Origin of the sequence: Litchfieldella qijiaojingensis (genome assembly GCF_014651875.1) — a bacterium.
Taxonomy (GTDB): domain Bacteria; phylum Pseudomonadota; class Gammaproteobacteria; order Pseudomonadales; family Halomonadaceae; genus Litchfieldella; species Litchfieldella qijiaojingensis.
In genome coordinates this window covers 15,357-41,675 of record NZ_BMXS01000031.1, presented here as the reverse complement: position 1 = coordinate 41,675, position 26,319 = coordinate 15,357, and the positions used below count along the sequence as shown (strand labels likewise).

At 61.9% G+C, this 26,319-nt stretch carries 24 protein-coding genes; 4 read left to right on the top strand and 20 right to left on the bottom strand.

Annotated elements, in window-relative coordinates; genetic code table 11:
* The 5 genes from IE093_RS20345 to IE093_RS20325 all read right to left on the bottom strand — a co-directional run.
* Positions 1–1,314, bottom strand: a 1,314-nt coding sequence (locus tag IE093_RS20345; protein ID WP_189472450.1) for a HAMP domain-containing methyl-accepting chemotaxis protein, incomplete at its 3' end; no start/stop codon positions are given.
* A 115-nt stretch (positions 1,315–1,429) separates the two neighbouring features.
* Positions 1,430–1,933: a chemotaxis protein CheW gene (locus IE093_RS20340; protein ID WP_189472449.1), complete on the bottom strand. Its 504-nt coding sequence runs from the start codon at positions 1,931–1,933 to the stop codon at positions 1,430–1,432.
* On the bottom strand, positions 1,930–3,945 hold the full coding sequence (locus IE093_RS20335; protein ID WP_189472447.1) for a chemotaxis protein CheA: 2,016 nt from the start codon (positions 3,943–3,945) through the stop codon (positions 1,930–1,932). The genes IE093_RS20340 and IE093_RS20335 overlap by 4 nt, the downstream gene beginning before the upstream one ends.
* The gene (locus IE093_RS20330; RefSeq protein ID WP_189472445.1) at positions 3,942–4,310 is read right to left on the bottom strand and encodes a response regulator; all 369 of its coding nucleotides are present in this window, start codon (positions 4,308–4,310) and stop codon (positions 3,942–3,944) included. Before IE093_RS20330 ends, IE093_RS20335 begins: the two co-directional genes overlap by 4 nt.
* 75 nt (positions 4,311–4,385) lie before the next feature.
* Positions 4,386–4,667: an STAS domain-containing protein gene (locus tag IE093_RS20325; RefSeq protein ID WP_189472443.1), complete on the bottom strand. Its 282-nt coding sequence runs from the start codon at positions 4,665–4,667 to the stop codon at positions 4,386–4,388.
* A gap of 187 nt (positions 4,668–4,854) precedes the next feature.
* On the opposite strand from IE093_RS20325, the gene IE093_RS20320 reads away from it, so the two are divergent.
* Entirely contained in the window at positions 4,855–5,862 is a 1,008-nt protein-coding gene (locus IE093_RS20320) for an AraC family transcriptional regulator (RefSeq protein ID WP_189472442.1), read from the top strand.
* Positions 5,863–6,367: 505 nt separating this feature from the next.
* On the opposite strand, the gene IE093_RS20315 is transcribed toward IE093_RS20320, so the two are convergent.
* Positions 6,368–7,489 (bottom strand): phospholipase D-like domain-containing protein, encoded by a 1,122-nt coding sequence (locus IE093_RS20315; RefSeq protein WP_189472441.1) that lies wholly within the window; start codon positions 7,487–7,489, stop codon positions 6,368–6,370.
* Positions 7,490–7,615: 126 nt separating this feature from the next.
* Between IE093_RS20315 and plsB the strand changes: the two genes are divergently transcribed.
* Entirely contained in the window at positions 7,616–10,096 is a 2,481-nt protein-coding gene (gene plsB / locus IE093_RS20310) for a glycerol-3-phosphate 1-O-acyltransferase PlsB (protein WP_189472440.1), read from the top strand.
* Here the strand turns inward: plsB and IE093_RS20305 are convergent.
* From IE093_RS20305 to ampD, 6 genes are all read right to left on the bottom strand, one after another.
* Complete coding sequence (locus IE093_RS20305; protein ID WP_189472439.1) at positions 10,072–10,842, bottom strand: class I SAM-dependent methyltransferase; 771 nt, start codon at positions 10,840–10,842, stop codon at positions 10,072–10,074. The genes plsB and IE093_RS20305 overlap by 25 nt on opposite strands.
* Positions 10,839–11,540 carry a tRNA (adenosine(37)-N6)-threonylcarbamoyltransferase complex dimerization subunit type 1 TsaB gene (tsaB, locus tag IE093_RS20300; protein ID WP_189472438.1) on the bottom strand — a complete coding sequence of 234 codons (702 nt, stop codon included), beginning with the start codon at positions 11,538–11,540 and terminating at the stop codon, positions 10,839–10,841. The genes IE093_RS20305 and tsaB overlap by 4 nt, the downstream gene beginning before the upstream one ends.
* 100 nt (positions 11,541–11,640) lie before the next feature.
* Complete coding sequence (adk, locus tag IE093_RS20295) at positions 11,641–12,297, bottom strand: adenylate kinase (RefSeq protein ID WP_189472436.1); 657 nt, start codon at positions 12,295–12,297, stop codon at positions 11,641–11,643.
* A 248-nt stretch (positions 12,298–12,545) separates the two neighbouring features.
* Positions 12,546–14,534, bottom strand: a complete 1,989-nt coding sequence (aceF, locus tag IE093_RS20290; protein WP_189472435.1) for a pyruvate dehydrogenase complex dihydrolipoyllysine-residue acetyltransferase — start codon at positions 14,532–14,534, stop codon at positions 12,546–12,548.
* A 101-nt stretch (positions 14,535–14,635) separates the two neighbouring features.
* Complete coding sequence (aceE, locus tag IE093_RS20285) at positions 14,636–17,308, bottom strand: pyruvate dehydrogenase (acetyl-transferring), homodimeric type (RefSeq protein ID WP_189472434.1); 2,673 nt, start codon at positions 17,306–17,308, stop codon at positions 14,636–14,638.
* Between the two features lie 473 nt (positions 17,309–17,781).
* On the bottom strand, positions 17,782–18,363 hold the full coding sequence (gene ampD, locus IE093_RS20280; protein WP_189472433.1) for a 1,6-anhydro-N-acetylmuramyl-L-alanine amidase AmpD: 582 nt from the start codon (positions 18,361–18,363) through the stop codon (positions 17,782–17,784).
* A gap of 77 nt (positions 18,364–18,440) precedes the next feature.
* On the opposite strand from ampD, the gene nadC reads away from it, so the two are divergent.
* A complete protein-coding gene (gene nadC, locus IE093_RS20275) occupies positions 18,441–19,295 on the top strand; it encodes a carboxylating nicotinate-nucleotide diphosphorylase (protein ID WP_189472432.1) in 855 nt (284 codons plus the stop codon).
* 22 nt (positions 19,296–19,317) lie between these two features.
* On the opposite strand, the gene IE093_RS20270 is transcribed toward nadC, so the two are convergent.
* The 4 genes from IE093_RS20270 to IE093_RS20255 form a co-directional block, all read right to left on the bottom strand.
* Positions 19,318–19,821, bottom strand: a complete 504-nt coding sequence (locus IE093_RS20270) for a GNAT family N-acetyltransferase (RefSeq protein WP_189472431.1) — start codon at positions 19,819–19,821, stop codon at positions 19,318–19,320.
* Positions 19,814–20,494, bottom strand: coding sequence for an acireductone synthase (mtnC, locus tag IE093_RS20265; protein WP_189472430.1), 681 nt, complete (start codon positions 20,492–20,494; stop codon positions 19,814–19,816). The genes IE093_RS20270 and mtnC overlap by 8 nt, the downstream gene beginning before the upstream one ends.
* A complete protein-coding gene (locus tag IE093_RS20260; protein ID WP_189472429.1) occupies positions 20,491–21,078 on the bottom strand; it encodes a 1,2-dihydroxy-3-keto-5-methylthiopentene dioxygenase in 588 nt (195 codons plus the stop codon). The genes mtnC and IE093_RS20260 overlap by 4 nt, the downstream gene beginning before the upstream one ends.
* A gap of 79 nt (positions 21,079–21,157) precedes the next feature.
* The gene (locus IE093_RS20255; RefSeq protein WP_189472428.1) at positions 21,158–21,775 is read right to left on the bottom strand and encodes a methylthioribulose 1-phosphate dehydratase; all 618 of its coding nucleotides are present in this window, start codon (positions 21,773–21,775) and stop codon (positions 21,158–21,160) included.
* Between the two features lie 97 nt (positions 21,776–21,872).
* Here IE093_RS20255 and tsaA point away from each other — a divergent pair, with 97 nt between their 5' ends.
* Positions 21,873–22,622: a tRNA (N6-threonylcarbamoyladenosine(37)-N6)-methyltransferase TrmO gene (gene tsaA, locus IE093_RS20250; RefSeq protein ID WP_189472426.1), complete on the top strand. Its 750-nt coding sequence runs from the start codon at positions 21,873–21,875 to the stop codon at positions 22,620–22,622.
* 8 nt (positions 22,623–22,630) lie between these two features.
* Here the strand turns inward: tsaA and purC are convergent, their stop codons facing one another.
* From purC to dapA, 4 genes are all read right to left on the bottom strand, one after another.
* A complete protein-coding gene (gene purC / locus IE093_RS20245) occupies positions 22,631–23,344 on the bottom strand; it encodes a phosphoribosylaminoimidazolesuccinocarboxamide synthase (RefSeq protein ID WP_189472424.1) in 714 nt (237 codons plus the stop codon).
* A 71-nt stretch (positions 23,345–23,415) separates the two neighbouring features.
* A complete protein-coding gene (locus IE093_RS20240; RefSeq protein ID WP_189472422.1) occupies positions 23,416–24,195 on the bottom strand; it encodes an MBL fold metallo-hydrolase in 780 nt (259 codons plus the stop codon).
* Positions 24,195–25,163, bottom strand: a complete 969-nt coding sequence (locus tag IE093_RS20235) for a lipoprotein, NlpB (RefSeq protein WP_229803810.1) — start codon at positions 25,161–25,163, stop codon at positions 24,195–24,197. Before IE093_RS20235 ends, IE093_RS20240 begins: the two co-directional genes overlap by 1 nt.
* Before the next feature lie 44 nt (positions 25,164–25,207).
* Positions 25,208–26,092 (bottom strand): 4-hydroxy-tetrahydrodipicolinate synthase, encoded by an 885-nt coding sequence (gene dapA, locus IE093_RS20230; RefSeq protein ID WP_189472420.1) that lies wholly within the window; start codon positions 26,090–26,092, stop codon positions 25,208–25,210.
* Between the last annotated feature and the right edge of the window lie 227 nt (positions 26,093–26,319).

The following is a 26,319-nucleotide window of genomic DNA, read 5'->3' as shown; positions in this document are numbered from 1 at the left end:
GGTCATCTGTTCCATCGACGACGAGGCTTCCTCGGCGGAGGCGGCCTGCTCGGTGGCGCCCTGACTGAGCTGCTCGGAGGCCGCGGCCATTTCCTGGCTGCCGGAGGCGACGTTGCGTACCGCGCCGCTCACCTCACCGACCACCTCGCGCAGCTTGGCGGCCATGGCATTGAGCGCATCGATCAGGTCCTTGATCTCGTCGTTGGACTTCACCTGGGCGGTGGCATTGAGATCGCCCGCCGCCACGGCATTGGCGAACCCGAGGGCACTACCAACGGCACGGGTGATGGAGAGCACGATCCAGATCGCCGCTATCGCCGCAATAAGGACGATGGCGATGAGCGCGCCGATGATCGTCGTGCGCGAGGTTTCGTAGGTAGCCGAGGCATCGGCCTGCGCCTGGTTGACCTCATCACGCAAACGGTTGGTCATTTCATCAAGAATGGCATCGGACGCGCGCCGGTAGTTACCACCCTCGGCCGCGACTTCGGATGCATAGTAGTCGCCGTTTTCCAGCCCCTTGGCCATGGCTCCCTCGAGCAGAGGCAGCCACTCCGCGATGCCCGTCTCGATCGCATCGAAACTCGCCCGGTGCTCGCGACCCAGGAGGCGGGATGCCTTGTCGACCTGCGCCTGTAGCTCGGCGATTCGCGCCTCCACCACTTTGGCGAAGCGTTGCTGAGCCTCGGGATTGTCGTTGGAAGCGAGGACATTGAGCAGATTGACGCGCACCCGCAGCAGCGCCGGAACGAGATCGGTCACCGCTTGATATTGCTCGGCTCCAGTCTCGCGCCCACCAATCGACGCCTCATCACTGAGCTGCCGGGCCAGGCTTTCGACGGATTCGAGCACCGCAAGATAGGCATCCCTGCCCTCGTTCTGCATCATGCGACGGGCAATGCGAATGGACTGCAACCGGGCCTGTTCCTGCACTTTGAGATCACTCTCGAGGAATTTTGCCCATGGCTCCTTGAAGGCATCGATGGCAGCTCGGCCCTCGGCGCCGGCAAGCTGGTACATCTGAGCCAGCAGTTCATCTATCTTGGTCTTGCTTTCTTCGATATCCGCCGCGAATTCGTCCATTTCCGCATTGCTTGCGGCGAGGATGAAATTGCGTTCGTCGCGAGCGACGCGCACCGACTCGGCATCGATTTCGGTGGCGAGCCGGACACGCTTGATCTTGTTGTCGATCAGTTCGTCATAGGTGTCGTTCATCTGCCCCAAATTGCTGATGCCAAGGTACATCCCCCCTGCCGCCAGAGCGACGACGATAGCGAAAGTCGCCCCCAGTTTTGCCTTGAGTGTCAGTCTCACTCTCCAATCTCCCTATGGTCGAGAACCGGCGCCTGCCGGTGCTCGGAAACTCGCAGCCGTTTCAGTTGGCTGTCGTAAAAGTCAAGTGGTAGTCGGCTCTCATCCACGCCTGGGTTTATTGCGAACCCCTTTCGGCGTTCTCGGTGCTACCGTCCATGCCGCTTTCCACCATGAAGATCCTGCCGAGATCGGGATGAATGACGAAGCTGTCGCCACGCCGACCGATGCCACGCACGTATTCCGAACGCCAGCGCATGCCGACCTTGGGCGCTTCTTCAATCGAGGCCGATTCGATATCGGCGACGTCATGCACCCTGTCGGCGTAAATGGCGACGATCGCCGGTTCGCCGGCGAGTTCGATCTCGATGACCACGATGCGGCTGTCCTGGTCCGACGCCGAACGCGTCATGCCGAAGGCCACGCGCAGGTCGGCCAGGGGCACCACCCGCCCACGGACATTGATCAGCCCATCCACGAAGGGGCGGGCGTTGGGCACCTGGGTGATGGGCACCTCGTCGAGAATTTCCCGCACCTGCGCGGCATCGATGGCGAAGATCTCGTCTCCCAGTTCGAACACGAGTGCCTGCATGGCGATTCCGGCTCTCTTGGCTTCGTTCATGCCTCCCTCCTCATGCGTTCGTCGCGAAGACGCTGCTCGAAGCCACGTCCGAAACTCACTAGATGGGTAATATCGAGAATCAGCGCGACGCTGCCGTCACCGAGGATGGTGGCGCCGGAGAAGGTGCCGAGATCCGCGTGCAGTCTGGACAGCGGCTTGATGACGGTCTGGTTGTTGCCGATGATCTGGTCGACCACCAGCCCGACCCGGGACTCGCCCGAGGAAACGACGACCACCTTCTGGTGCGGGTCGGGTTCGCCACCGGCGGCGAACAGCTCCCGCAGGCGCAGGAACGGCACCAGGCTGCCGCGAATGTTGAGGAAATTGCGGCCTTGGGCCTCGGTGATCTCGGCTTCGGGCAGTTCGACGCACTCTTCCACCGCCAGCAGCGGCAGGCAGTAGCGCCCCTCGCCCACCCGCACCAGCATGCCGTCGATGATGGCGAGCGTCAGCGGCAGGTGTAGCGTGACGGTGGTACCCGAACCTGGCTCGCTGGCCAGCTCGATACTGCCACGCAAGGCTTCGATGGTGCGCTTGACCGCGTCCATGCCCACCCCACGCCCGGACACCGAGGTCACTTCGCTGGCCGTGGAAAAGCCGGGATGGAAGATGTACTGGAACAGTTCATGATCGGACAGCTTGGCATCGGGCGCGATCAATCCCGCGCTTTCGGCCTTGGCACGAATACGTTCGGCATCGAGCCCCGCCCCGTCGTCGCGGATCGAAATCGCCACTTCCGCCCCCGAATGCACCGCCGCGAGCCGCACCTTGCCACCCCGGGATTTTCCCGCGCGCTGGCGGCGCTCGGGATCTTCCAGGCCATGATCGACGGCGTTGCGGATCAAATGCACCAGCGGGTCGGCGAGCTGTTCGATGACTGTCTTGTCGAGCTCGGTTTCCTCACCAGAGGCCACGAATTCGACCTCCTTGCCCAGTTCATGCGAGAGATCGTGGACCAGCCGGCGGAATCGACCGAACAGCGTGCCGATCGGCACCATGCGAATGCCCATGGTGATGTCGCGCAGGCCGGATGAAAGCCTTTCGATCTCTTCCGCCACGGTCTTGAGCTCGAGATCGTCGCTTGCCCCGGTGATCTGGGAGAGCCGCGCCTGGGCGATGACCAGTTCGCCGACGCGATCCATCAACTCATCCAGGCGTTCCGCCGGCACGCGCAACGATGAACTGTGTCCCTTGCCGGCCTTCGTCGCCGGGGCACCTTGCCGCCCGGCGCCCTGTACCTGCGTCTCGCCCTGGGCCGCTGCTTTTGTCGGCATGCTGGACACCTCATCGGTATTGGAAGGCCCATCGTTCTCTCCCGCCTCGAGAGATTCGATCTCCAGCGCCATGCCATCGCGCAGGAACATGAAGACATCCTCGATGGCTTCCCGCGGCGCCTCGGTAGTGAGCGTGACGTCCCAAGCGAAATAGCAAACCTGAGGATCGATCTCCTCGAGTGGCGGCACATCGTCGGCCAGTGCCTCTACCTTGCACTCGCCCAGTTCGCGCAGCTCGTCGAGCAGCAGCAAGGGGTTGGTGCCAAGCGCGAGCGCGTCATCCGGCAGGCGGAAGCGAACCCGCCAGGTCCGCGCCTGGCGCGCGCCATCGCTGGGCGCCGGAACGGAAGTCGACTTGACGGCGCCTCGATCGCCGACGATGTCATGTAGCGCCGCGAGGATCGGCTCGCCCTGGGCGGCATGCCGCCCAGGCTCTTCGATCAACTTGCCGACGTGATCGCCGGCGCTCAGCGCCACGGCAATCAACGCCGGGGTGACGGACGATTCCCCTTTGCGTACTCGATCGAAGGCGGTTTCGAACTCGTGAACGAAATCGGCGACCTCGTCGAAACCGAACATGGCGCCCGAGCCCTTGAGCGTGTGCAGGGAACGGAAGACGCTGTCGACCAATTCACGATCATCAGGCGCCTGCTCGAGATCGAGCAATGCCTGTTCGAGGCTTTCCAGGAGATCGCGCGCTTCCTGGCGAAAGGTATCAGCGGGATCGGGAGTGCTCATGAGCCTGCCACCTTCTTGACCACGGCCAATAGTTTGTCCTGCTCGAAGGGCTTGACGATCCAGCCGGTGGCACCGGCTTCCTTGGCCTGGCGCTTCAACTCACCGTCGGATTCGGTGGTGAGAAACACGATCGGCACGCCCGTGCTCGACGGGTGAGCACGGTATTGGCGAATGAATTCGATGCCGTTCATTTTCGGCATGTTGAGGTCGGTAAGCACCGCATCGACCCGATGAGCGGTTGCCTGGGCCAGCCCCTCTTCTCCATCGCTTGCCTGCAGTACGTTGTAACCGGCCCCGGATAGAGTGAGCGATACCATCTGCCGGATGGAGGCGGAATCGTCTATGGTCAGAATCGTCTTGCTCATGAGGTCCTTTATCTCCCTGCGATCATTTTTTCGTCTTGTCCCCACCCCATATCCCAGCCGGGGAACGCACTGAGTTCATTGCTGCGCTTCGAGCAGGCCGGCACGCTCCATGGCGGTTTGAACAGCGTCGCCACGAGCCGTGACCAGGCGCAGCTCGGCTCCACGCTGCATAGCGCTGACACGGGCGGCAATCAGTAGCTGGAGAACACTGATATCGACTTCGACCACTTCACGCACATCCACCGCCACCGTCTTTCCCGACTCGAGCACTTCCTCGAGACTGCGGCAGACCTGCTGCACATTGCGAAGCCCAAGCGTGCCTTCCAGCTTCACCGTCATTTCTCTTGCATCGTTCACTATCGAATCTCCATTTCCCGACCTATCGGACTATCGGCCATGAAAAACGAGTCCGAACCCTTGGACACAATTTAATTTCGCTATTCGGATAACGACTTCGCTAAATGGATACTGAGTTACCAATATCCCGCCGATATACGAAGGGAGCATGAATGGATAAAAAAGTGCGATCCAAGGAGCCGGAAAATTGAAGCATCGTCTTTACCCTACGTTCCCTACCCTATCCGGCAACAGCTTCGAATCATTGCGGCAAACACTGGAGCCTTACCATCACTCCTTGTCACGTCCCACGCGTCGAGCCAATGCCCCTTTCCAGTGGAGAGTGGACGTATACAACACCAACGGCCTGACCGTGTTGAAAGCACGATGCTCCGATGACTGGTCCTTCACCTACGATGGAAACGAAGATAATTTGGGGCTCTTGATACCCCGCATCGGCCGGATTGAAGCTTCACTTGGAAACCAAACGTTTAGCGTAACACCCGGCCATGCCTTGCTGGCTCCCACACCATTGCTGCGCGGAATGCGGTTCTTCTGCGACAATCATGAAAACTCAATGATATCGCTGAACGTTGCCAAGCCGATCGTCACAACGGTTCTTGATGAGCTGTCATGTGACAGCATGATGTATGAACTAGACTACAACCCTGTGATCGATTTATCACAAGGAATTGGCCCGACTCTTGGCCTTATGATCCGAACCCTCATAGCGGGAATATGCGAAAGCCAGACTTGGGAACACTCGCCCCAAGCGATGAAAAAGTTCATCAAGTCCGTATTGCACCTGATCTTCGAGAACATGCCAGACCAGCCTGCCAAGCAGGATAATGGTCAGTTGATCGATATCACGCCGCGGCATGTAAAGGTTGCCATCGACTTCATGCATGCCAACTTGCATCGACCGCTCACCGTAACGCAAATTGCCGAAATCGCGGGAGTCAGCGCGCGAGCGCTGCAAACCGGTTTCCAGCGTCACCGCAACACCTCCCCATTGCGTTATCTTCGCAACATTCGACTCGAAGCGGTGCATGAGGAACTTTCATCGCCGGAAAATCAGCTAGGTATAGGTGAAGTGGCCCTGAAATGGGGCTTTACCCATTTCGGTCGGTTTTCCGCCGAATACAAGGCGGCCTACGGACAATATCCCTCGGAAACCGTCAAACGAATGAAGCACTCACGAAAGGCAGAAGCCTAAACGCTGCCCATGAATGCGAAAGAAAAAACCGTCCGGGCGGGGGTAGCTCGACACCGGACGGAAGGGGCACTCGGTATTGGCGCGTCAGTCGTCAAGCGCGCCGTTCGAATTCGATATGCGAAACACCACGGAAACGGGCGGCTCGTTCGGTAGCCGAACTCGACCTTCCTTCGCGTTCACGGCATTTCCCGCTGCGGAATCCTTTCACTCTCTCATCTTCTCGACAGTTTCAGACAAGAAACGTGGATTTCGGGGGGAGAAGCTATCAAACAAGACGTTTCATAAATAGCGTCAGGAGCAAACAGTTGCGCTTTTCGGACATTTTTACGTGAAACGGACATGCAACAGTATGAATTGCTTTAGGGAAACGCTGAATAAATCGGCGAGCGGAGTAAAGCGCAAGGCGCACGGAGCGCAGGAACCGGAGCCTATGGGGTATAGGTGAGGCTTCCGAGCACCGCGCAACGCAGCGATTTGCCCGCGTAGGCAATTATTCAGTGTGTCCTCAGCGAAGCCGCGTTAGCCAGGCATCCAGGGTACCGAACAGCCATTCACGCAGCCGCTGCCAGCGGGGCCGTTGGGCCCAGCGGGCCGGATCGATCTCATGACTGGCGGCGAAATTGCGCTCGAACAATGCCGCCACCTCGCTGGCGAAATGCGCATCGTGGACTTCCTGATTGGCCTCCAGATTCCAATGCAGGCTCCAGTGATCGAAATTGCACGATCCCAACGTGGTCCAATCGTCGGCCAACGAGAATTTGGCGTGTATGAAGATCGGCTGGAATTCGAAGATTCGTACTCCGGCACGCAACAGGCGACCATAGAAACGCTGGCCGGCATAACGCACCACGGGATGGTCATGAGCATCGCCAGGCAATAACAGGCGCACGTCGACACCGCGCCTGGCCGCCCTGGCCAAACGCAGGCGCAGACCGAAGGTCGGCACGAAATAGGGAGTACAGATCCAGATACGGCGTGTCGCCGAGGAAATCTGCTGGTGCATGGAATGGCGAATGGCCTGGTAGCGGTAGCCCTGTCCCCATACCACCCGCCCGCGCATGCCTTGGCCATCGATATACTCGGGAATATCCAGTATCAGATCCCGCACCAGACCGGCTTTCCTCCTGCCTCGAGTCAAGGGAGAGTCCCAAAGCCGCGAGAACAATCGCACCCAGTCGCCAACCACCGGCCCTTCGATGCGAATCGCCACCTCGTACCAGGCCTCCAGGAACTCATCCACGGCACCGAACCCGCCGGTGAAGGCCACGCGCCCATCCACCACCACCAGCTTGCGATGATCGCGGGTCAGGTTCTTGGCTAACGAGTGGAATCCCAGCGGATTGAAGAAGCGCAAGGCCACGCCGCATTCGCGCAGGCGTGTACGGTCTTCGTCGGTCAATCCCATGGCGCCATAGCCATCCAGCATCAGCATCACCGAGACGCCTCGCTCGACGGCCCGCCCCAGCGCATCGATCATCCCCGTCGCCAGACGCCCCGATTCCATCAGGTACAGCTCGATCAGAATCGAGGAACGGGCCTGCTCGATGGCGGTGAACATCTCCGGGATGAAGCGCTTGGCTTCCGGCAACAATGTGAAGCGGTTGCCCTCTCGCCACATGCCGCGCATGGTGGCCTCCTTCGCTCCTTGAACCTCCATTGACGCATGTTTATCCGCATTACGAAAGATACCCTCCTGCGGCATTGCCGCAGTTACCGATATACTGGCCGCCACTATCCCCGACAAGGCAATGGAATGGCCTGGAACACCACCCTCTCGAATCTACTGCGCGCGCCCTTGCGCCGCCTGATTGCCGCCTGGGTCGAGTTACGCCTGATCGAACCGCTCCCCGAACGGCTTGCCCTGGATCCCGAATGCCCGACCCTCTACGTGCTACCGCATCCGGCTCTTAGCGATACCTTGCTGCTGGAAACGCTCTGCGCACGTCATGACCTGCCATCGCCCAGCCAGTGCATGCGCTTCGGTGATCTCGACCTGCGTGCCAGTGTGCCTCTACCTACCACCAGTCGGCGCTTTGGCCAGCGATCGTTGTTCACGCCGCCTTTCACACGTTTGATCGAGTATCTTGCCACTCATCCCGATGAGGACATCCAACTGGTGCCGGTCAGCGTGTTCTGGGGCCGGGCGCCCGGCAAGCGTTTCGGCTTGTGGAAATTACTCGCCGCCGATAGCTGGCAACTCACCGGCCACGTGCGTCGCGCCTTGTCGGTGATCGTCAACGGCAAGAACGTGGAGCTGCACTTCGGCGCTCCTCTGCATCTCAAGGCCCTGCTGGACGATCGCCCCAGCGAGGTCACCAACCGCAAAGTGGCGAGACTGTTGCGCGTTCACTTTCGCCGCGCGCGTACCCGCGTGCTTGGCCCCGACCTATCCCACCGCCGCACCCTGATCGATGGTGTCGTGGGGAGCCCCGCGGTGCGCCAGGCGATCGTCGAGGTGGCCGATGCCGAGGGCCTTTCGCGCGCCAGGATCGAGAAGCGCGCATGGCGCTATGGCCGCGAAATCGCCTCCGATATGTCCTACCCGGTGCTGCGTTTCATGGACAGCCTGCTCGAATGGTTGTGGAACCGGCTCTACGACGGCGTCGAGGTGCGAGGACTGGAAAGCGTCAAGGCCTTGGCCGGAGAGCACACCCTGGTCTATGTGCCCTGCCACCGCAGCCATATCGACTATCTATTGCTGTCCTACGTGCTTTACCGCGACGGCTTGATGCCGCCACACATCGCGGCTGGCCACAACCTCGACATGCCACTGGTCGGGAGTCTGCTGCGCCATGGTGGCGCCTTCTTCATGCGCCGCAGCTTCAAGGACAACCGACTATACGGCGCGGTGTTCAATGAATACCTGCATCGCCTGCTGTCGCGCGGCCATCCGCTGGAGTACTTCATCGAGGGCGGGCGTTCGCGCAGCGGGCGCATGCTCTCGCCGCGGCCAGGCATGCTGTCGATGAGCCTACGCTCGCATGCCCGTCTGTTCGCTGACGCCACGGGCCACGCACGCGGCATGGTCTTCGTACCGGTCTATATCGGCTATGAGAAGGTACTGGAGAGCGCTACCTACCTGCGGGAGCTCAAGGGGTACAAGAAGCGCAAGGAGTCGCCGCTGGGTTTGATCCGTGTACTCGGCCAACTCCGCCAGCCCTTCGGACGGGTCGCGGTCAATATCGGCGAGCCGCTGCACCTGGATGCCTTCCTCGACCATCACACCCCCCAGTGGCGCAGGCAGTGCGACCTGTCGCGCCCCCCTTGGCTGAACCACGCCGTGCCGCTCCTGGGCATCGAGCTGGCGCGACGCATCAACGATGCGGCAGCACTCAATGCCATCAATCTGGTGGCGTTGGTGTTGCTGACTACACCGCATCGCGCCATCGAGACCCGAGTGCTCATTCGTCAGTTGGCCCTGCTGGTCGCACTGCAGCGCCGGTTGCCAGGCGGCAGGCATACCAGCTTTCCCGATGGCAAGCCCGAAGAGTGGGTGACCCAGGCGGCCAGCCTCGGTTTCATCGAACGCCGCGATCAGGCTCTCGGTGAGTTGGTGCTGGCCGATGCGGCACAAGCCAGCCTGTTGGGTTGGTACCGTAACAATGTTCTGCACCTGTTCGCCCTGGCAGGGCTGACGGCCTTCGCATTCCGCAACAATACCCGCCTGCGACTGGAGGAATTGCTCGACCTGCTAGCCCCGAGCTGGCCGGTGTTGTGCCAGGAACTGTTCATCTCGACACCCCGTTCGCTCGAATCGAGCCTGCGCGACATGCTCGAGGCGCTTGTCGAGCAAGGCCTGCTCGAGTATCGGGGCGACGCCTGGAAGCGGCCCAACGGCCAGCTCGAAGCCAATGAGCAACTCCAATTACTGGGAGGGCTGGTTCAACCGACCTTGGAACGCGGCTTCCTGCTGCTCACGACCCTGCTGCGCCAGCCCAGCGGCTCCTTGAGTCGCGAAGACCTGATCGAACAAAGTCGTCAGCTCGCCGAGCGTCTGGCGCTACTTTCGGGTCTCGAGGCACCGGAGTTCTTCGATGCGCGACTCTTCACCGGGCTGATCGACTCGCTGCATCAGGAGGGTTGGTTGTGGCTGGAACAGGACCGCGTGCATTACGGACAGGCTCTCGAACAGGGAGCACGCAAGGCCAGTGCCCTTTTCGACCCGGCATTGCGTCAGCGGTTGTTGCAGATCTCGACGCCGCAACCGGCTCAGGCGTCATCCAGCGCACGGTGAACGTATAGATCGTAGCGACTGGTCTTGCCTTCGATGACGTGACGGGGTGCCGGACCGTCGATGGGCGGCGCCGTGCGCGGGCGCTTGACCGCCACCCGATGGGTCGCGACATCCAGCGCCGCTTCCAGCAGGCGCGGGGCATCCTGGTCGTCGCCGGCCAGTTCGCGGAAGATACGCATCTCCTTCTTGACCAGCGCCGACTTGGTACGGTGAGGAAACATCGGGTCGAGGTGGATCACCTGTGGCGCAAAGCCTGCTCGAGCCACCGTTGCGGCAAGCTCATGGGTGGCATCGGCCCGTGCCAGGCGCAGGTGAGCGGCGGTGGGCGCCGTTTGCGGGTCACGCTCGGCACGCGCCAAGGCATCTTCGAGCAAGGCGAAGATCGCTGGCACTCGTTCGATCATCAACACCTCGGCCCCCAGGCTTGCCAGCACGAAGGCATCGCGCCCCAATCCTGCGGTGGCATCGACGATGGATGGCGTCTGGGTCTTGCCCAGGCCGCATGCCTTGGCGACGAGCTGGCCGCGTCCGCCACCGAAGCGCCGCCGGTGGGCCGCTCTACCGGCCACGAAATCGGCCTTGAGAGGCTTGCCATAGCGCCCTTCGTCACCCGCCAGCACCAGTTCGCCGTCGAGAAGCATCAGTGTCAGCCCCGCTCCCGGTGTGGCGACCCATGGCAGTCTCAAGCGCTCGGCTAGAGGCTTCAAGTCAACTCCGCAAACGCTGACGGTAGCCGTTTCTCTCATCGCCCCTTCTGCCAGGCGACCTGGTCACGCAGATAGACCGGTTGTACCAGATGTGGCTGGCGCCCCTCACCCGCGGCGAACTGCCGGGTCGCCAGCCGCACCATGTCCTCGGCGGCCGGCGCCAGTTCATTGAAACACTGGCTGATCCCTGCCTGAACCGTCGCCGGCATCGACTCCCATAGCGCCCAGCCAGAGCCGACACCTACCCAGTCGGTATCCTCGTATCCTTTCGGCAAGATCAGGCGCTCGGGCGGCAGTACCGCATCTTCGGCCAGCGACTCGAGCTCGCCATCGCGGCAGCGATAGGCGCCCACGTACAGCTCGCCCATGCGCGCATCCAGCGCCGGCATCACGTAGCGCAGGTGGTAACGACGATGGGCAGCGAGCGCCAAGGCCGCCAGGGTCGAGACCCCGAGCAATGGCTTGTCGGCACCGAAGGCCAGCCCTTGGGCCACACCGGCAGCGATGCGCAGACCGGTGAACGAGCCGGGGCCGCGGCCGTAGGCCAAGGCATCGAGCTGGCATAGCTCGATGCCCGCCTCGGCCAGCAGCTCGTCGACCATCGGCATCAGGCGACGTGTGTGCTCGCGGGGTGCCAGGGCGAAACGTGACAGTACTTCGTCCCGTCCGTCGCAGTGGATCATCAGAGCGGCGGAACAGGCATTCGAGGAGGCATCCAGGGCCAGCAGCGTTGGCATAGTTCTCGGTATGTCAGTCATGGTGAGGTAGGTGGGCGCATTATACGACAACGGCCCGCGGGTTGCGGGCCGTCTCGAACATGAAGCATGCGGTGAAGCGTCAGCCCTCCAGGGCTTGCATCACCTGGCGGGTAATCTCGTCCACACTGCCCACCCCTTCGACGCGGTGGTAGGCCGGAGCGCTCTCCGGATCCTCCTTGGCCCAGCGCTGATAGTAGTCCACCAGCGGTGCGGTCTGCTCATGGTAAACCGCCAGACGATTGCGCACCGTGGATTCACGATCGTCGTCACGCTGGATCAGGGATTCACCGGAGACGTCATCCTTACCGGCCTCCTTGGGCGGATTGTACTCGATATGGTAGACCCGTCCGGAGCCGGGATGCACCCGCCGACCAGCCAGGCGCTTGACGATCTCTTCGTCGTCCACGGCAATTTCCAGCACGTGGTCGAGCTTGACGTTGGCTTCCTTCATGGCATCGGCTTGGCGAATGGTGCGCGGGAAGCCATCGAACAGGAAGCCGTTGGCACAATCGGGCTGAGAGATGCGTTCCTTGACCAGAGCGATGATGATGTCATCGGATACGAGGCCACCGCTTGCCATGATTTCCTTGACCTTCAGACCCAGGTCAGAGCCTTCCTTGACTGCGGCGCGCAGCATGTCGCCGGTGGAAATCTGCGGGATACCGAACCGCTCGCAGATAAATTGGGCTTGGGTACCCTTTCCGGCACCCGGGGCGCCCAACAGGATCAAACGCATCTGTACTGCTCCTTGGATGAGAGGAAAAACTTTCTATTAAAAGACTATTAAGCTTGACGATACCCGGGGCGCTGCGTGCAGACAAGCGGCCATATCCATGACGGTGCCTGTCTGATACGAAAATTGACCTTTATCAACAATGGGTTGCCTTACGAATAACACTTTGGTCTCGGCAATACACAACGAGCATGAACACCAACGGCGCCCCCATGGGCGCCGTTGGGTGATCGAGAAATGCCGATCTCGCCTTACAGTAGCAAGCGACGAATATCCGTCAAGGCCTGCCCCAGGAAGGCGGTGAAGCGCGCCGCATCGGCACCGTTGACCGCACGGTGGTCGTAGGACAGGCACAGCGGCATCATCAGCCGCGGGGCGAACTCCTTGCCGTCCCACACCGGCTTCATCTGCGCCTTGGAGATCCCCAGGATGGCGACTTCCGGCGCGTTGACGATCGGTGTGAAGGCGGTACCGCCAATCGAGCCCAGGCTGGAGATGGTGAAGCAACCACCGGTCATCTCCTCGCGCTTGAGTTTCTTCGACTGGGCCTTCTTGGCCAGTTCCACGGACTCCTTGGCCAGCTCGATCAACGACTTCTTGTCGGCGTCGCGGATCACCGGGACCATCAGGCCGTCCGGAGTGTCCACGGCAACGCCGATGTGGACGTACTTCTTCCACACCACCGTCTCGCCGTCGGACGTGAGGCTGACGTTGAACTGCGGGTACTGACGCAGGGCGAAGGCGCACGCCTTGATCAGGAAGGGCAGCGGCGTGAGCTTGGCGCCCTGGGCTTCCGCCTCGGCCTTCATGGACTTGCGGAAGGCCTCGAGCTCGGTGATGTCCGCCTCGTCGAACTGGGTGACGTGGGGCAGGTTGACCCAGCTGCGATGCAGGTTGGTGGCGCCCATCTTCATCAGGCGGCCCATCGGCTTTTCTTCCACTTCGCCGAACTGGCTGAAGTCCTGGTCCGGGATCGGCGGAATGCCTGCGCCCGCCGTCGGGGCCGGTGCCGCAGCGGGCGCCTTGGCCTGCCCCGCCATCACCTGCTTGACGTAGGCGTGGACGTCTTCCTTGAGCACCCGGTCCTTGGGACCGCTGGGCTTGACCAGGGCCAGGTCGACACCCAGTTCGCGGGCCAGCATGCGCACCGCTGGACCGGCATGCACCAGCCTACCTTCGCGCGGCTTGTGCTCGGCCATCTGCGCTTCCGGGCTCGGCGTACCAGTCGGGGTGACGGCGGTCTTCTGCTCCTGAGGTGCCGGCGCCGGCTCCGGCTTGGCAGGCTCAGCCGCTGGCGCAGCGGGAGCCGGGGCTCCGGCCACCTCAATGTAACCGATTAGATCCCCTTCGGAGACGGTGTCGCCTTCCTTCACCACAAGCTCGAGGAGCTTGCCCTTGTAGGGGCTCGGCACATCCATGGAAGCCTTGTCGGATTCCAGGGTGATCAGCGGATCTTCCTCGCTGAGTTCGTCACCAGGGCTGACGGCGACTTCGATGATCGGCACATCGCTGGAACCGGAGAGATCCGGCACACGGATCTCCTTGCGCTGCGGCTCGGCACTGACGGCAGCCTCGGGCTGCGGTTCGGGGCGCGCCGGCGCCTCCTGGGCCGTATTGGCGGCAGGGGCCGGAGCCACTTCGGCTTCGTTACTGTTACCCTCGCCGGCAATCTCCATGGTGCCGATCACATCGCCCTCGGAAACGGTGTCACCCTCTTTCACCGACAGCTTGACCAGCTTGCCGGCGTAGGGGCTGGGCACATCCATGGAAGCCTTGTCGGACTCCAGGGTGATCAAGGTGTCTTCCTCGGCGACATCGTCGCCTTCAGAAACGGCCACCTCGATGATCTCGACGTCGCTCGAGCCGCCCAGGTCGGGCACCTTGACTTCTACGCTACGCTTGCCGCCAGCAGCGGCCGGCTTCGCCGCTGGTGCCGGTTCGGGCTTCGCTTCCGGCTCGGGGGCGGTTGTTACATTCTCTTCGGCCAGCCCGTTGCTGGCACCTTCCACGTCCAGCTCGACGATCTGGTCGCCTTCGGAGACGGTGTCGCCTTCCTTGACCAGTACCTTCAACACCTTGCCGCCCTTGGGAGAGGGCACGTCCATGCTGGCCTTGTCGGATTCCAGGGTGATCAGGGTATCTTCGGCATCGATCGTGTCACCTTCCGATACCGCGATCTCGATGATTTCGACATCGGTGCTTCCGCCGATGTCGGGGACTTTGATGATTTCGCTACTCAAGGTCGCGCTCCTTTCGAATCGTGCTTGCCGCAGGCGCTTCTCCTCGGGTCCCACGGGGGCTGACAGCCCCCGCTCCTGCGCCTGCCACGCTGGTCAACGGCTCAAGACACCACCGGGTTGGGCTTGTAGGGGTCGATGCCATACTTCTTGATGGCATCCGCCACGACCTTGCGGTCGATCTCGCCACGCTCGGCCAGCGCTTTCAGCGCGGCCACGGTGACGAAGTAGCGGTCGACCTCGAAGAAGTGACGCAGCTTCTCACGGGTATCGGAACGGCCGAAGCCATCGGTGCCCAGGACATGATAGTCGGTCGGCACCCAGGCCCGGACCTGGTCGGCGAAAAGTTTCATGTAGTCGGTCGAGGCGATCGCCGGTCCCTTGCGTCCCTCCAGGCAACGGGTTACGTGCGGCTTGGCCGGCTCGGCGTCCGGCTTGAGGAACGCCTGGCGATCGATCTCGAGCGCCTCGCGACGCAGTTCGTTGAAGCTGGTCACGCTCCAGATGTCTGAGCCGATGTCGTAATCGGCCTTGAGCAGCTCGGCTGCGGCTTCGACCTCACGCAGGATGGTGCCGCTGCCCATCAATTGCACATGCCCCTTGCCGCCCTGGGTCTCGCGCAGCAGGTACATGCCCTTGATGATGTCCTCGGCGGGAATCTCGTCGAGGGCCGGATGCTCATAGTTTTCGTTCATTACCGTCAGGTAATAGAAGCAGTTCTCCTTGTCGACGAACATCCGCTTCAGACCGTCCTGGACGATCACCGCCACCTCATGGGCATAGGTCGGATCGTAGCTACGGCAATTGGGGATGGTCGAGGCCTGGATGTGGCTGTGGCCGTCCTGGTGCTGGAGCCCTTCGCCATTGAGGGTGGTGCGACCGGCGGTGCCACCGACCAGGAAGCCGCGCGCCTGCATGTCGCCGGCCGCCCAGGCCAGGTCGCCGATGCGCTGGAAGCCGAACATCGAGTAGTAGACGTAGAACGGCAACAGCGTGGTGTTGTTGTTCGAGTAGGAGGTCGCGGCGGCGATCCACGCCGACATGGCGCCGGCTTCTGAGATGCCTTCCTCGAGGATCTGGCCCTTCTTGTCCTCGCGGTAGAACATGATCTGGCCCTTGTCCACCGGCTCGTACTTCTGGCCTTCCGAGGTGTAGATGCCGAGCTGGCGGAACATGCCCTCCATACCGAAGGTGCGTGCCTCGTCCGGGATGATCGGCACAACGCGCTCACCGAGCTTCTTGTCCTTGACCAAGCCGTTGAGGATGCGTACGAAGGCCATGGTGGTGGAGATCTCGCGACCCTTGGAACCACCTGTCTGGGAGGCGAAGGTCTTGTCGTCGAGATCGGGGATCTCGAGGGACTCGAACTCGGTGCGGCGCTGCGGCAGATAGCCGCCCAGACGCTCGCGCATCAAGTGCATGTACTTCAATTCCGGGCTGTCGTCGTCCGGCTTGTAGTACGGCACCTCCTTGAGCTGCTCGTCGGAAAGCGGAATGCCGAAGCGGTCGCGGAATGTCTTCAGCGCCTCGTATTCCATGGTCTTGACCTGGTGTGCCTCGTTGGCCGCTTCGCCGTCGCCGCTGCCCATGCCGTAACCCTTGACGGTGTGGGCGAGGATCACGGTGGGCTTGCCGTTGCCGTTATGCACCGCCTCGTGATAGGCCGCATAGACCTTGTAGGGGTCGTGACCGCCGCGGTTGAGCTTCCAGATGTCCTCGTCGGACATGTCCTTGACCATCTCGGCGGTTTCCGGGTACTTGCCGAAGAAGTGCTTGCGCGTGTAGGCACCGCCGTTGGCCTTGTAGTTCTGGTACTCGCCGTCGACCGCCTCGTCCATGCGCTTCTGCAGGATGCCCTTCTTGTCCTTCTCGAACAGCGGGTCCCACAGACGGCCCCAGACCACCTTGAGCACGTTCCAGCCGGCACCGCGGAATACGCCCTCGAGCTCGTCCATGATACGGCCATTGCCGCGCACCGGGCCATCCAGGCGCTGCAGGTTGCAGTTGATGACGAAGATCAGGTTGTCGAGTTTCTCGCGGCCGGCGAGAGAAATGGCCCCCAAGGATTCCGGCTCGTCGCACTCGCCATCGCCCATGAAGCACCAGATCTTGCGATCGTGCATGGCCTTGAGTTCGCGGGAGTCCAGGTACTTCATGACATGGGCTTGGTAGATGGCCTGAATCGGCCCCAACCCCATGGACACGGTGGGGAACTGCCAGAAGTCCGGCATCAGCCAGGGGTGCGGATAGGACGACAGACCGTCGCCGTCCACTTCCTGGCGGAACTTGTCCATCTGTGCCTCGGACAGGCGGCCTTCGAGGTAGGCTCGAGCATAGACACCCGGTGCCACGTGCCCCTGGATGTAGACCAGGTCGCCTTCGAAGTCGCCCTGCGGGGCGCGGAAAAAGTGGTTGAAGCCCACGTCGTACAGGGTCGCTGCCGACATGAAGCTCGAGATGTGTCCGCCAAGCCCCGGATGAGCGCGGTTGTTGCGAATGACCTGAGCAATGGCGTTGTAGCGAATCAATGAGCGAATACGCCGCTCCATGAACAGATCGCCGGGCATGTGCGCCTCGCGGTGCACCGGGATGCTGTTACGGTGGGGGGTCGTCACCGAGAAGGGTACCCGCATGCCGTCGCGACGCAGACGGTCGGCCAGGCGGCTCAGCAGGTATTGGGCACGTACTTCGCCCTCACGATCCAGGACCGATTCCAGGGATTCCATCCATTCCGCTGTTTCGATCGGATCGAAATCTTCTCTTGCCTCCAGACTCATAGACGTCTCTCCGAATGAAGATGTTGTGTCAGTCTGCCCTCACCCAGGGGGGTGGAGGGGCGTGTGGCGCTCTTCAGTGCGGGCGTGACCTTCTATGGATCACATCTCCGTGGGAAAACCTGATGCCGACGACTTGCGGAAACACTGCACAAATGCCTGCGCGGGCAAATCACTGCGTTACGCGGTGCTCGCAAGCCTCACATATACCCCATATGCTCCGGTTGCTGCGCTCCGGGCGCCTTGTGCTTTACTCCGCTCGCCGATTTGTTCAGCGCTTCCTTACAGGATGTAGCTAATTTACAGAAACGTCCGCAGATCGTTCGATTTCCGCCCCCGAAGATACCGCAAAGCGGCTCTCATGCCAATTGGAACGGGCATGGAAATTTTTTCCACCCTGCTTGTTGCGGCGCAATACACGTTATTTCAATGCTCCGCCATCAGGCTGGGGCAAAAAGCGTAGGAACGTAGCAAAACTACATGTCATTCCCATTACGTCGATCATTTTTTTCCAGGCAGCGTCGAAAATACGCCCAATCGAAAGCCGGCCCTGGGTCGGACTTGCGCAATGGGGCGATCTTGGCATGGCTGGTGATGCGTTCCCGCGTCAGCTCGAGGTAGTGCGCGAGCAACTCTCGCGTGACTCTGGCCAAGACACAATACTGTGCGTCGCGGTAAGGACTGATCTCGTCGCCTTCCAGCTCTATTCCGATAGAGAAGTCGTTGAGTTCGCACCGCTCGCGCTCGCCATCGAACCAGCGTGAGCGACCAGCATGCCAGGCTCGACGGTCGAAGGGCACGAACTGCACGCATTCGCCATCGCGCCGGATCAGCAGATGGGCCGAGACCCGCAAGTGCGCGATCTTGGCAAAATAGGGATGAGCGTTAGGGTCGAGACGGTTGGTGAACAGCCGCTCGACATGCTCTCCGCCGAACTCACCGGGCGGCAGGCTGATCGAGTGCAGCACCAAGGCTGAAACTTCGCCCTGTGGTCGTGCATTGTGATTAGGCGACGCCACTCGTCGCGCGTCACTCCACCATCCCGATTCGATCGGCATCGCTCTCCCCTGACGTTGGTCCAGTGAATTCCCTATAATCATCTTTATTGTCACATATTCGAGAGCCAGCCCCGCCCATGCATTACTACGAAGCCCTCGCCGAAGACATTCGCACCAGCGCCGCCAAGATGCTGGCCGAAGATGTCGGGCCCGGCGACATCACCGCTCAGTTGATCCCCGAGCAGCAATGGGCCAAGGCCAGCGTCACGACACGCGAGGACGCCGTGTTGTGCGGGGTGGCCTGGGTCGACGAGCTGTTCCGCCGTCTCGACTCCCGGGTCAGCCTGACATGGCATGGCGCCGATGGCGACCGGATCAACGCCGGCGATGTGTTTCTCGAGCTGGAAGGCCCTGCACGCAGCCTGCTGACGGGGGAACGCGCTGCCTTGAACCTGCTGCAGACACTCTCGGCCACCGCCACCCGCACCCGGGAATATGTCGACCTGATCGCCGATACCGGCGTGCGACTGCTCGATACCCGCAAGACGCTGCCCGGCCTGCGCCTGGCACAGAAATACGCGGTGACCTGTGGTGGAGGCCACAACCACCGCATCGGCCTGTACGATGCCTTCCTGATCAAGGAGAACCATATCGCCGCCTGTGGCGGAATCGCCGCCGCGGTCAAGGAAGCACGTAACATTGCACGCGATCTGTCCGTCGAGGTCGAGGTCGAAACCTTTGACGAGCTCGATCAGGCGATCGCCGCGGGTGCCGACATCATCATGCTCGACAACTTCTCGCTCAACGATATGCGGGAGGCGGTACGCCGCACCGCTGGACGCGCCACCCTCGAAGCCTCGGGCAACGTCAGCGACGCCACGCTTCGCGATATCGCCGAAACCGGCGTCGACTGCATCTCCTCCGGTGCGCTAACCAAGGACATCAAGGCCATCGACCTGTCGATGCGCATTACCCACACCGAGCAGCGTTAAGCATCCAGGAGGAAGCACTCGCTCAAGTTTCGACGACGCCCAGCTTCTTACTCATCCTCAGTCGCGGCAAGCTCTCGCCGCCGCGCTCCACCCACTCCTCGCCATGACAGGTCCAGCCTCGCTTCTTCAGGCTTTCGCCAAGCAGCAGGCTGGCCTCGATGGTCACGTGCGATGCACCCTGTTCGAGCAGTGCACGCTCGGCGTGGATCAACAGGGTCGAGCCGATGCCACGCCGCGCCAGCGAGGGCCAGACGTATAGCGTCTCGATGTGCGCTGCGGGAATATCTAGCTCGAGAAAGCCCACGCAACGCCCATCGCAAGTCGCCACCAGGGTGGTGTAAAGCATCTGCCGCGCCGACCAGGCACTGGCATCGCGCGGCAGGGCCGCGGCCCAGGCTTCGCGTTGCGCCAGACTGTAGTGCGAGGCCGCCCCCTTCATCACGGCATGATGAAAGACCTCGGCCTGGTCGGCGGCATCGCGCGGCAAGGCCTCGCGGTAAAGAATCCGGGAAGCTGGCTCACTCATCTAGGCGTACCGCATCGAAACTTTCCGCCACGGGATGATCGCCGGTGGTCATCCCCGGCTCGCGTACCAGTTGTGTCGTCTTTAGCCCAGCCTCGGCGGCGGCGTCCAGCTCGGCGACCACGTCCGACAGGAACAGCACCGACTCGGCCGGCTCACCGATCGCCTCCACGATGCGACGATAGCTTGCCGTCTCGCGCTTGGGCCCGGTGGTGGTATCGAAATAGCCCGAAAACAGCGGCGTCAAGTCACCGGCATCCGAATGGCCGAACAGCAGCTTCTGCGCCTGCACCGAGCCGGAAGAATAGACGTAGAGGGCGATTCCCGCCTGGTGCCAACGCTTTAGCCCCTCGATGGCATCCGGATAGACATGCCCGGTGAAATCACCGTCGCGATAACCGCGCTCCCAGATCATGCCCTGCAGAGCTTTGAGCGGGGTGACCTTGCGATCGGCATCGATCCAGCCCTCAAGGATGGCGATCACGCGTTCGAGATCCGCACCGGGCTCTTCGGCAAGCTCACGGACGGCCTGGATCTGTTCGGCCACCGGCGGTTCGTCGCCGTGTTGGCGAACGAAATCGCCCAGATGCCGACGTGCATAAGGGAACAGCACTTCGTGGACGAAGGCGATGGAACCGGTGGTGCCCTCGATATCGGTGACGATGACGCGAATCATGCCGCTCCCTGCCCCTGTTCGGTGGGCAACGCCTCGAAACGCGGGAAGCGTGAGGCGATGGATTCACCGGTGAAGTTGGCCACCCAGCCCTCGGTGTTGGTGAACAGACGGATCGCAGTGAAGTCGGGCTTCGGCCCCATGTCGAACCAGTGAGGCGTACCTGCCGGCACCGACATCAGGTCGCCCGCCGTGCAACCGACCACATAGACCTTCTCGCCCAGATGCAGGTAGAAGATCCCCTCGCCACGCACGAAGAAACGCACTTCGTCCTCGCTGTGGCGATGTTCGTCGAGGAACTTGGCACGCAGGGCATTCTTGTCGGGGTGGTCCGGCGTCAGGCCGATGACATCGGCGGTGGCAAAACCGGATTCGGCCTTGAGTCGTGCCACGTCGTCGGCATAGGCCGCCAGCACGGCGTCCTGGTCGGCGTCCGGCGCCAGCTCGGCGTCCGTGGTCCAGCGTTCGAAACGAATGCCCTGTTCGGCCAGCTCCTGGGCAATACGCTCGCCATCATGGGTGGTCAACAGCGGTTCGCCATCGTCGCTGACGCGATAGCTCTCGTGATAGACGTGCAAGAAGCTCATTTTCTTTCCTTCCTCATTTCCCAGATTCTGCCCAAAAACTGTTTTCGCTCGCCAACTTTTCAGACAGAACCTGATTGGCTCAACGGCGCAGGATCAATTCGCATTCGAACAAAAAATCCAGCGCCTCGACGTGACGCAGGCAGGCAGCCATGTCGCGAGCCCAGGTATAGAGACCATGGCCGCGGATCAGGTAGGCGCAGCACGCCTCGTTGGCGAGCCGGGCGCGCACCGCCTCGGCCAGAGCCTCGATATCCTGAGTATTGTCGAAGATCGGTATCGCTACGCGAGTCTCGTGGGTGGTCACGCCTTCCAGCGCTTTCTGCAATTCGTAGCCGGACAACCAAAGGGTAGCGGATGATTCCAGACGCGACAGCACCGTGGCGGCCCGTGAATGGGTATGCAGGATCGCCCCGGCGGAAGGGTTGTCCTCGTAGAGCTGGCCGTGCAGGCGCGCCTCGTCGGAAGGCTTGAGAGAGCTGCCGACCGGCGTCGCCGCGAAATCGGTGACCATGATGTCGGCCGGCGCCAGGCGTCCCTTGTGACGGCCGGACGCGGTCACCGCCATGTGATGATCGTCCAGCCGTACCGAAAAGTTGCCACCGGTGGCCGGCACCTGGCCGGCGGCATATAGCTCGCGCCCGGCCTCGACGATGGCCTGCTGGGCGCGAGCAAGATATTCCAGATCGATCACCGTCATTGCCTCGCGGGGAATTATCAGGCGCAGCCTACACAAGGCTGGTCGCCACGCCAATCCCTTATCGCGGCATCGTCGATGGCGCGGCATAATGCCCGGCATGAGCGACAAGACATCATCACCCAGCCTGGCCGCTTCGCCTTCGCAGTCCTTTGCCTTGGACACCATCGGACGTATCGAGAGCGATTACCCGGACAAATTCGGCATTCCCCGCCAGCCAGGGCTGGTGCGGGCCTCGCGGGCCAGCCTGGTGCTGCTGCCACCCTACGACGACCCTCTCACCGTGCGTGGCCTGGAAGACTTCAGCCACCTGTGGCTGACCTTCGTCTTCCATCGCAGCCCCGCACGCTGGACGCCGCTGGTACGCCCGCCGCGGCTCGGCGGCAACGCCAAGGTCGGGGTGTTCGCCAGTCGCAGCACGCATCGCCCCAACCGCTTGGGACTGTCGCTGGTGGAGCTGATGGGAATCGATACCTCGCGGGGCGTGCGCCTTGCCCTGCGCGGCCACGACCTGCTCGACGGCACGCCGGTGGTGGACATCAAGCCCTACCTGCCATGGGCGGAGTCCCTGCCCGAGGCGAGTGCCGGCTTCGCCCCCGAAGCCCCACCCCAGCGGCCCGTCGCTTTCACTCCCGAGATCGAAGCCGCGCTCGCCTCACGCGCCGACGGCGACTCACTGCGCAAGCTGATCGTCCAGGTCCTTGCCCAGGACCCGCGCCCCGCCTACCGGAACGGCGCCGAGGAGCGCCGCTACGGCCTGCGCCTGCGCGATGTGGATGTGCGTTTTCGCGCCGTGGAGCTAGAGGGGGGAGTCGCGATGGAAGTGGTCGAGCTCGTGCAGGTCACCTAACCGGCTTCCTACCCGAAGTCGACACCGATCCGCCGGCCGACCTCCTCGTAGGCTTCGATCACGCCGCCCAGACCCTGACGGAAACGGTCCTTATCCAGCTTCTCGCGGGTCTTGGCGTCCCATAGCCGACAGCCATCCGGGGAGAATTCGTCGCCGAGCACGATTTGGCCATGGAACAAGCCGAACTCGAGCTTGTAGTCGACCAGCAGCATGCCGCCAGCCTCGAACAGCGCCTTGAGCACGTCATTGACCTTGAAGGTCAGGGTCTTCATCTCGGAAAGCTGCTCCGGGGTCGCCCAACCGAAGGTTTCGGCCAGCGATTCGTTGATCATCGGGTCATGCTGCTCGTCGTTCTTGAGGAACAGCTCGAAGGTCGGCGGATTGAGCTCCAGGCCTTCTTCGACACCCAGGCGACGACACAGGCTACCGGCGGAGAGATTGCGCACTACGCACTCCACCGGAATCATGTCGAGTTTCTTGACCACGCACTCGGTGTCGGAGAGCAGCCCCTCGAAGTGGGTGGGAATCCCCGCTTCCTCGAGTTTGCCCATGATGAAGGCGTTGAACTTGTTGTTGACCATGCCCTTGCGTGCCAGGGCTTCCTTCTTCTGACCGTCGAAGGCACTGGTGTCGTCGCGAAAGTGCAGGATCAGACGATCGGGGTCATCGGTGTGATAGACCGACTTGGCCTTGCCGGCGTAGAGTTCTTGACGCTTTTGCATGGGGATCTCCGAAAAGGTGGCCTATGGTTTGTACGAAAAGTCGCCGAGCGCAGGCAGTTTTCGGACAAAGCTTAGTCGATGGTTTGCCACTCAAGGCCATCATCCTGGGCGGCGACCATCAAGCGTGATTCATCGCCGTCGAGCAGGGGAGCCAGGGTTTCCAGCACCAGCTCGGGGCGGTTGTTGTGTTCCGACAGATGCGAACAGACGATGTGTTGCAGCCGATCCAGGCCCAGCCCCTTGAGCAGCTCTGCCGCTTGGGTATTGGCCAGATGCCCCCAGTCGCCACCGACCCGACGCTTGAGCCGCGGCGGATAGGGACCTTCGGCCAGCATGTTCCGATCGTGGTTGCATTCCAGGATCAGGGCATCGCAACCCCGGAATGCCTCCGCCACATGGGCACTGGGGTGCCCCAGGTCAGTCAGCACACCGAGGCAACGGTCATGGGCACGAAAGCGAAATTGTACCGGTTCCCGTGCGTCATGGGGCACCGTCACCGGGTCGATGACGAGCCCCTTGATGGCAAACCGCGCCTGGGGGGTGATCCAGTGATGACGTGGCACTTCCCCCAACCGCCCGGATAGCCAACTTCCGGGAGTGAGATACACCGGCAACCCATGACGTCGTGCCAAGGCACCGACGCCACCGATATGGTCGCCATGCTCATGAGTGACCAGGATCGCCTCGAGCTGACGCGGATGCAGCCCCAGTCTCGCCAGACGGCGTTCGGTGTCACGCATGCCGAAGCCGCAATCGACCAGCACATGGGTCTCTCCATCGCTGATCAGGGTGGCATTGCCCTTGCTGCCACTTCCCAGCGAAGCGAAGCTCAGCGAGTCGGGAGCCATCATCAGCGCAACAGGGAAGCCACACGCTCGAGGAACTCGCGAGTATCGTCGGACGACAACTCACGTTCACCCTCGTTGCTCACCCGCACCAGAGTCCGGTCACTGCCCGATGGCACCAATACCAGTCGCAGCCGTCGCGTCATCTTCTCGGCATCGGGGCCGAAGAAGCCCGAAAAGAAGCCACGTTCACGTTCGTCGCGGGGCAGATATTCGACCAGGAAATCGCGGGATGCGGCATCGCTTTCGAGCAACAGCTCGCGATTTCCTTGATTGAAATTGCTCTCGAGCTGATAGCCAAGTTCGGCCCAGGCCAACTCGGGCCCGACGCCCAACACCAACAGCCATTCGTCGTTGTGGCGGTCTAGATATACACGCTCGGGTTCGTTGGCCATTCGCTGACTTGCCAGCGCCGAAGCGGTACTCGCGGTCTGGCTCTGTCCGCCAAGATAATTGCTCAGCGATGAGAGGCAGTCGGCATAGGCACGCCCAGCCTGTTCGCAACGCACCACACTGGAACCTCTCAACAGCCCTGGACGCACGCTTAGGCGCGCCTGTTGCGTTTCCAGAATCCCGCGCGAGGGATCGCTGGCGGTGACGTTCAGCCCCTGACGGCGCGCGAAATCCTCCAATTGGGGCCATATGGTGTTCGGCTGCGCGTTGACCACCAGCCAGCTATCCTCGCCGATATCGCGACGTTCGACATAATCACGTAGCCGCGAACGTGCCACTTCATCAGGACGCGGTGCGCTGAACCCTTCATCCGATGGCACGAAATCGCCGCTGGCCTCGGGTACCGGCATGGCATTGCCGTAGCGAGCCATATCACGCGATTCCGGCAAGACCAGCGGTGCGCTGGGCTCGGCATCGACATAATCGATGTTGCGATCATGATAGTAGCCGTCGCGCGCACAGCCGGTCGCCACCAAGGCGATCGATACCACCAGTGGCATCCATTTCAGCGCAGGGTTCATTCATCCACCTTGAGTCGTCTGTTCACGGTTTCGAAGCGCCGGCTTCAGGCCTCCAGCACACCAGCGAGTTGCAGAGCCTCACCGACCGTGGAGTGGTATTTTTCGGACAGCCAGGTCAGCGGCAAACGAATGCCGGCCTCGGCATAGCCCATACGGTTCAGGGCCCATTTGACGGGAATCGGATTGGCTTCCACCCCCAGCACGGTATGCAGAGGCATCAGCCGGGTGTTGATCTGGTGAGCCGTCTCGGTGTCTCCCGCCACGGCCGCGACGCATAGTTCATGCATGGCGCGCGGGGCGACATTGGCTGTGACCGAAATGTCGCCATGCCCACCCATCAGCATGAAATCGCAGGCCGTGGCGTCATCGCCGGAATAGAGCATGAAACCGCTACCCTTGAGGCGCTCGACCAACTCCTCGGCACGCTCGAGGTTGCCGGTGGCATCTTTCAACCCGACGATGTTGTCGATTTCGGCCAGGCGGAAAACGGTCTCGTTATAGAGATCCGAACAGGTACGCCCCGGCACGTTGTACAGGATCACCGGCAGGTTGGCGCCTTCGGCCACGGCCTTGAAGTGCTGGTAGAGGCCTTCCTGGGTCGGTTTGTTGTAGTAGGGACAGACCGAGAGACAGTAATCGGCCCCCACTTCTTTAGCGTAACGCGCCAGCTCCACAGCCTCGGACGTGGCGTTGGCACCGGTGCCGGCAATGACTGGGATACGTCCGGCGACTTCCTCCACCACGGTGCGAATCACATCGAAGTGTTCGGCGAACGACATGGTGGTGGGCTCCCCCGTGGTGCCGGCAGCGACGATGGCGTCCGTCCCGTTCTCGAGGTGGAAGTTCACCAGACGACGCAGCGCCTCCCAGTCGATCTCGCCAGCGGCCTTCATCGGTGTCGCCAAGGCGACGATGCTGCCTGTGATCATGCTGCGGATCCTCTTTTTCAAATGACGCTCAAGGCAAAGGGATGCCAAGGGCTAAATGGTACTCAGGCGACGAAAGCCTGTACAGCGGGACTTGACCTCGGGAAACGCTGAAGAAATCGACGAGCGGCATCAAGCACAAGGCGCACGGAGCACAGGAACCGGAGCCTATGGGGTATAGGTGAGGCTTCCGAGCACCGCGCAACGCAGTGATTGAGTCGCGCAGGCAT

What these genes read in the sequence shown, in the direction of transcription:
- IE093_RS20235 (WP_229803810.1), bottom strand. Translation starts at nt 25,163, where the DNA reads ATGAACCCTGCGCTGAAATGGATGCCACTGGTGGTATCGATCGCCTTG.
- aceE (WP_189472434.1), bottom strand. Translation starts at nt 17,308, where the DNA reads ATGAGTCTGGAGGCAAGAGAAGATTTCGATCCGATCGAAACAGCGGAA.
- nadC (WP_189472432.1), top strand. Translation starts at nt 18,441, where the DNA reads ATGCATTACTACGAAGCCCTCGCCGAAGACATTCGCACCAGCGCCGCC.
- IE093_RS20305 (WP_189472439.1), bottom strand. Translation starts at nt 10,842, where the DNA reads ATGAGAGAAACGGCTACCGTCAGCGTTTGCGGAGTTGACTTGAAGCCT.
- IE093_RS20340 (WP_189472449.1), bottom strand. Translation starts at nt 1,933, where the DNA reads ATGAACGAAGCCAAGAGAGCCGGAATCGCCATGCAGGCACTCGTGTTC.
- IE093_RS20255 (WP_189472428.1), bottom strand. Translation starts at nt 21,775, where the DNA reads ATGACGGTGATCGATCTGGAATATCTTGCTCGCGCCCAGCAGGCCATC.
- mtnC (WP_189472430.1), bottom strand. Translation starts at nt 20,494, where the DNA reads ATGATTCGCGTCATCGTCACCGATATCGAGGGCACCACCGGTTCCATC.
- tsaB (WP_189472438.1), bottom strand. Translation starts at nt 11,540, where the DNA reads ATGCCAACGCTGCTGGCCCTGGATGCCTCCTCGAATGCCTGTTCCGCC.
- IE093_RS20330 (WP_189472445.1), bottom strand. Translation starts at nt 4,310, where the DNA reads ATGAGCAAGACGATTCTGACCATAGACGATTCCGCCTCCATCCGGCAG.
- dapA (WP_189472420.1), bottom strand. Translation starts at nt 26,092, where the DNA reads ATGATCACAGGCAGCATCGTCGCCTTGGCGACACCGATGAAGGCCGCT.
- IE093_RS20315 (WP_189472441.1), bottom strand. Translation starts at nt 7,489, where the DNA reads ATGCGCGGCATGTGGCGAGAGGGCAACCGCTTCACATTGTTGCCGGAA.
- adk (WP_189472436.1), bottom strand. Translation starts at nt 12,297, where the DNA reads ATGCGTTTGATCCTGTTGGGCGCCCCGGGTGCCGGAAAGGGTACCCAA.
- IE093_RS20335 (WP_189472447.1), bottom strand. Translation starts at nt 3,945, where the DNA reads ATGAGCACTCCCGATCCCGCTGATACCTTTCGCCAGGAAGCGCGCGAT.
- plsB (WP_189472440.1), top strand. Translation starts at nt 7,616, where the DNA reads ATGGCCTGGAACACCACCCTCTCGAATCTACTGCGCGCGCCCTTGCGC.
- tsaA (WP_189472426.1), top strand. Translation starts at nt 21,873, where the DNA reads ATGAGCGACAAGACATCATCACCCAGCCTGGCCGCTTCGCCTTCGCAG.
- IE093_RS20270 (WP_189472431.1), bottom strand. Translation starts at nt 19,821, where the DNA reads ATGAGTGAGCCAGCTTCCCGGATTCTTTACCGCGAGGCCTTGCCGCGC.
- IE093_RS20260 (WP_189472429.1), bottom strand. Translation starts at nt 21,078, where the DNA reads ATGAGCTTCTTGCACGTCTATCACGAGAGCTATCGCGTCAGCGACGAT.
- ampD (WP_189472433.1), bottom strand. Translation starts at nt 18,363, where the DNA reads ATGCCGATCGAATCGGGATGGTGGAGTGACGCGCGACGAGTGGCGTCG.
- purC (WP_189472424.1), bottom strand. Translation starts at nt 23,344, where the DNA reads ATGCAAAAGCGTCAAGAACTCTACGCCGGCAAGGCCAAGTCGGTCTAT.
- IE093_RS20240 (WP_189472422.1), bottom strand. Translation starts at nt 24,195, where the DNA reads ATGATGGCTCCCGACTCGCTGAGCTTCGCTTCGCTGGGAAGTGGCAGC.